This window comes from Paenarthrobacter sp. CM16, assembly GCF_013179505.1.
Classification (GTDB): Bacteria; Actinomycetota; Actinomycetes; order Actinomycetales; family Micrococcaceae; genus Arthrobacter.
On sequence record NZ_JABMCX010000308.1, the window covers coordinates 1 to 5,289 of the forward strand.

The following is a 5,289-nucleotide window of genomic DNA, read 5'->3' on the forward strand; positions in this document are numbered from 1 at the left end:
CTCGATGCAACGCATCATGGACTGGTGCGGCAGGGTCCCATTGCTGTATTTGAGGTCGAAGCGGTCTACGCCCAGGTTGCGTTTGAGCAGGACGATCTTTTGCGCCACAGTCTCCGGGGATCCCACATACAGTGCGCCTTCGGGACCGCACATGGCGTCGAATTCGCTGCGGTTGCCGGGGCCCCAGCCGCGTTCGGCACCGATCCTGTTCCGTTGGTCAAGCCAATGCGGGAAGAGCTCCTCCCGCGCAGCCTCATCAGTATCGGCGATGAACCCGGGCGAATGTGTTGCGATCTGCCGCATGGGGTGCCCGTACTTTGCCATCGCCTCACGGTAAAGGTTGACCAAGGGGGCAAAGCGGCGGGGTTCTCCCCCGATGATGGCGAAAATGATCGGATAGCCGTATTCCGCGCAACGAAGGACGGACTCCGGTGTTCCGCCCACACCAATCCAGGTGGGCAGCAGGTGATGCTGCAATTTCGGGTACACCTGCAGCCCGTTGACGTTGGGACGGGTGCGGCCTTCCCAGTGAACCGGCTTTTGCGCACGGACCTTGTCGAAGAGCTCCAGCTTTTCCTCGAACAGGACTTCGTAGTCTGCCAGGTCAAGGCCGAACAGCGGGAAGGATTCGACGAACGAACCCCTTCCGAGCATCACCTCGGCCCTGCCGTTGGACAGCGCATCCACGGTGGAGAATCGCTGGAAAACGCGAATGGGATCATCTGAGCTCAGCACTGTGACGGCTGAGCCCAGTCTGATTCGGGAGGTCACTGCGGCGGCGGCTGCGAGGAAGACCTCCGGCGCGGATACTGCGAAGTCCCGGCGATGGTGCTCTCCCACCCCGAAGGCATGGATACCGACGGCATCAGCCAGTTTTGCTTCCTCGAGCAGCTCGCGCAGTACGCGGGCGTGTTCCTTGGGGTTTCCGTCGGAGTCGACCCCGGCGTCACCAAAGGTGTTCAGGCCCAGGAGAATCTCATTGGCTGCTACCGGCGCCGCGGGATCGGAGGGAACGGATGTCATCAGGACTCCTTCAGCCAGCCCGCCAGTTCGGAGGCCCAGTAGGTCAGCACGGTATCGGCTCCGGCACGCTTGATCCCCAGGACGGACTCGGTGATGGCACCGCGCCTGTCGATCCAGCCGTTGGCTGCAGCCGCTTCGATCATGGCGTACTCACCGGAGATTTGGTAGGCCGAGACGGGCACGGGGCTCATGGCCGCCACGTCGGCAAGGATGTCGAGGTAGCTCATGGCGGGTTTGACCATGACCATGTCGGCGCCTTCTTCGAGGTCCAGTTCCACTTCCAGGATGGCTTCGCGGCGGTTCGCTGCATCCATCTGGTAGGTCCGGCGATCACCCTTGAGTTGGGAATCAACCGCCTCACGGAACGGGCCGTAGAAGGCTGACGCGTATTTGGCAGCGTAGGCAAGGACAGCGGTGTTCTTGTGGCCGGATTCTTCCAACGCCTGGCGAATGACGGCGATCTGGCCGTCCATCATTCCCGACGGTCCCAACACGTGCGCTCCGGCATCTGCCTGGGCCACGGCCATCCGGCCGTAGATCTCCAGGGTGGCATCGTTGTCCACATAGCCTTCGGAGTCGAGGACTCCACAGTGTCCATGATCGGTGAACTCGTCCAGGCAAACGTCGCCCATGATGACCAGGTCATCTCCTACCTCCGCCTTGACGTCGCGGATGGCCTTGTTCAGGACACCTTCCGGGTCCAGTGAAGCGGTGCCTTGGGCATCGCGCACGGCGGGCACACCGAACAGCATGATGCCGCCCACTCCGAGCTCCACAGCTTCGGCGGCAGCGCGTTTCAGGGAGTCAGTGGTGTGTTGGACGACTCCCGGCATGGAGCTGATGGGGCTCGGCTCGGTGAGGCCCTCCCGGATGAAGGCCGGGAGGATGAGGTCGGCAGGTGCCAGCCGGTTCTCAGCGGTGAGCCTGCGCATGGCGGGAGTGGTGCGCAGACGGCGGGGACGATGGTTCGGAAAGCTCATTGCGGGTTCCCTTCGTTGGCGAAAACAGTTTCCAGGGCGGCCACTATGCCGTCCGGGGTGGGGTCTTTGGCGACCGCAGCTACGGTGAGCCCCAAGCGGGAAGCTTCAGCCGCCGTCGGACGTCCTATGGCGATCAGCCTGCACGTGCCCAGTGGCAACAAGGATTCGGCGATGCGGCGCGCAGCGCTGGGAGAGGCAGCCACCACGGCGTCCAGCGTTCCGGTGTCCAGCGCGGACCGCGCCTCTGCAGGGCTGAGCGTGGGCGGCACGCCGTTCCCGCTAAGCACGACGACGTCGGGCAGTTCCGCTCTCAGGCGCAGTTCCGCCCGGGCCGGGTAGTCCACGGTGTGGTAGGCAATGACGGAGGTTACGTCCGCGCCTTTGGCGGCCAGGCCTTCACGAAGCCCGGGTGCAGCGATGTCGGCCTGAGGCAGGAGGACCCGTTCCGGCGCTGGTTCCCACAGCTCCACCAGGCCATCGGCGGACTGACGCTCGGTGGGTGCAAGGTGGACGGAGAGCCCGATGGATTCGAGCACCTTGACCGATGACGGCCCGATGGCGGCCACGCGTGTAGCGGCCGGGACCAGCCCGGCCGGTGTGGTTCCCCTCTCGGCAGCCTTCTCAAGAAGGACCTTGGCGCTGGTAATGCTGCTGATGACCAGCCAATCGAAGCCGCCGGTTGCCAACCGGTCAAGAACGGCATCCAGGGTTGCCTGGTCCTTGGCCCGTTCAAAATCGATCAGTGGCAGCACCAAGGGTGCGGCGCCGAGGTTGTTGAGGAGTGACACCAGCGGCTGTGCCCGATCGGCGCTCCTGGTGATCAGGATGCGCCGACCGGTCAACCCCTGGCGATCATGCTGTTCAGGATGCGGCAAGGTCCGCAATTTCCGCGGCGCCGGCAGCGAGCAACAGCTCAGCCACTTCGATGCCGAGCAAGGTGGCACCCACTTCGGTGAGGCCGTCGGTGGCCTTCTTCACGCGGACGGTCTTGGTGCCATCCACGGCACAGACCACTGCTTCGAGGTACAGCATGCTGCCCTTGCGGAAAGCGTAGGCACCTACCGGAGCAGCGCAGCCCGCTTCGAGCCTGGCCAATACGGCGCGCTCGGCCGTCACGGCCAAGCGGGTGTCGTCGTCGTCAAGTGCTGCCAGGGCCTGGGCCAGGACGCCATTGGAGCCATCCGTGGACCCTGCCGTGCGGGGAGCGTCTTCCGTACGGCACTCAATGGCCAAAGCCCCCTGCCCGGGGGCAGGCAACATGACGTCGGATTCGAAGAACTCGCTGACAGTGTCCAGCCGGTCCATGCGCTGCAAGCCCGCAGCGGCCAACACCACGGCATCGAGGTCGCAGGACTTGCCCGGGACTACTTCATGGGTGGTGTTTCCCGGCAAGCCCGGGACGCGGCCAAGGCGTGTGTCCACATTCCCACGGATATCCAGGACCTCTATGTCCGGACGTGCCGCACGAAGCTGAGCGGCACGCCTGGGTGAGCCTGTGCCCACTTTGGCTCCGCCCGGCAGCTCGGCGAGCGTCAGGCCATCGCGTGCACAGAGGACGTCACGGACATCCACCCGCTTGGGTGTTGCGGCAATGCTGAGCCCGGGTGCAGCCCCCGTGGGCAGGTCCTTCAAGGAGTGCACGGCGACGTCGCACGTCTGAGCGAGCAAGGCATCCCGCAAGGCCGCGACGAACACGCCCGTGCCGCCCATTTGGGAGAGGGAACCTGTTTTGACGTCGCCCTCGGTCTTGATGTGCACCAGCTCCACAGGGAAACCGCCGAGGGCGGCCAATTGATCCGCAGTCTGCTGCGTCTGCGTCAGGGCCAGCTTGCTGGCCCTGGTGCCGATGCGTACGGTCACTTGGCAGCCTCCGTAGCCGGGTAGGGGTCGTGGCCGATACCCACTGTGGTGCCAACTTCGGAGATAACGGGTTTGGCCCCGCGGAAGTTCTCGCAGCAGTTGGGACGGCAGACGTCATACCAGGCTCCGAGGTCCGTGACGTGGGGACGCTCGGCGATGTTGTTTTCCACCGTGCGTTCGCAGATCAGGTCCACCAGTCCCGAGACAAACGCCGCATGCGTACCCGGGGTGGGAACACGGGTTGCTTCGACACCCAGGTTCTTGCAGGTTTCCAGTGCCTCGGTGTCGAGGTCCCAGGCAACTTCCATGTGATCACTGACGAAGCCGAGGGGAACTATCACCACACCACGGACGCCTTGAGGGGCAATTTCCTCGAGGTGGTCATTGATGTCCGGCTCGAGCCAAGGAATGTGCGGGGCGCCGGAACGCGACTGGTACACCAGGTCCCAGGCCACGTTGGGGGCCACCACATCCATGATGGCTTTGGCGTTGGCCAAATGCTGGGCGGCATAAGCGGAACCCTCGGCAAATTCGCGGGGCTCGTCCTCGGACCGTCCAGCTGCCTCAGCATCCCGCGTAGGGATGGAGTGCGTAGCGAACAGGACACGGATCTTGGAATCCGGGTCAGCCTCACCGGCGGCAGCGAGCTTGCCACGGATCTCTTCCAAGCCCGCAGAGGCACCCTCCAGGAAGGGCTGGACCACACCGGGGTGGTCGAAGTATTGGCGGATCTTGTCCACTTGGAGCTTGCCGTCCAGCCCGGTCTCCGTCAGGGCAACGCCAATGTCCTCGCGGTACTGGCGGCAGCTGGAGTAACAGGAGTAGATGCTGGTGGTGAGCATCAGCAGCCGGCGGTGTCCGGCGTCGTAGGCGTCCTGGAGGACCGGGGCGATGTACGGATCCCAGTTCCGGTTGCCCCAAAGAACCGGCAGTTCAATGCCGCGGCGGGCCAGTTCGGCCTCGATGGCGGCCTTCAATTCACGGTTCTGCTGGTTGATGGGGCTGATGCCACCAAAGGCGCGGTAGTGGTGCGAGACCTCTTCGAGCCGCTCATCGGGGATGCCGCGGCCGCGGGTGACGTTGCGCAGGAACGGAATGACGTCATCCTGGCCTTCGGGACCACCGAAGGACGCCAGCAGTACGGCGTCGTAGCGCTTGGGCTCCTGGCGCCCGCGCTCAGTGATGGCGTTCGGTGCTGTGGAGATAACGGGCTGGATCATGCGAGCACCTCGGCAATTTCGGCGGCCGTGACACGGCGTCCGGTGTAGAAGGGGATTTCTTCGCGAACGTGGTGGCGCGCTTCGGTGGCACGCAAGTGGCGCATCAGGTCCACCAGGTCCACGAGTTCCGGCGCCTCGAGACCAAGGATCCATTCCCAGTCACCCAGCGCGAAGGAGGAAACAGTATTGGAGATGACCTGCGGGAA

6 protein-coding genes are annotated in these 5,289 nt (G+C 64.4%); all 6 read right to left on the minus strand.

What is annotated here, in order from left to right:
* A partial coding sequence (locus HP499_RS20315; RefSeq protein ID WP_172325944.1) for an LLM class flavin-dependent oxidoreductase occupies nt 1-1,023 on the minus strand: 1,023 nt, incomplete at its 3' end.
* Entirely contained in the window at nt 1,023-2,003 is a 981-nt protein-coding gene (gene hemB, locus HP499_RS20320; protein ID WP_172325945.1) for a porphobilinogen synthase, read from the minus strand. The genes HP499_RS20315 and hemB, both read right to left, overlap by 1 nt.
* Nucleotides 2,000-2,878 carry a uroporphyrinogen-III synthase gene (locus HP499_RS20325; RefSeq protein ID WP_172325946.1) on the minus strand — a complete coding sequence of 293 codons (879 nt, stop codon included), beginning with the start codon at nt 2,876-2,878 and terminating at the stop codon, nt 2,000-2,002. Before HP499_RS20325 ends, hemB begins: the two co-directional genes overlap by 4 nt.
* A complete protein-coding gene (gene hemC / locus HP499_RS20330; protein ID WP_172325947.1) occupies nt 2,865-3,863 on the minus strand; it encodes a hydroxymethylbilane synthase in 999 nt (332 codons plus the stop codon). The genes HP499_RS20325 and hemC overlap by 14 nt, the downstream gene beginning before the upstream one ends.
* Nucleotides 3,860-5,083, minus strand: coding sequence for a ferrochelatase (locus tag HP499_RS20335; protein ID WP_172325948.1), 1,224 nt, complete (start codon nt 5,081-5,083; stop codon nt 3,860-3,862). Before HP499_RS20335 ends, hemC begins: the two co-directional genes overlap by 4 nt.
* On the minus strand, nt 5,080-5,289 hold a 210-nt coding region (locus HP499_RS20340), incomplete at its 5' end, for a chlorite dismutase family protein (RefSeq protein ID WP_172325949.1). The genes HP499_RS20335 and HP499_RS20340, both read right to left, overlap by 4 nt.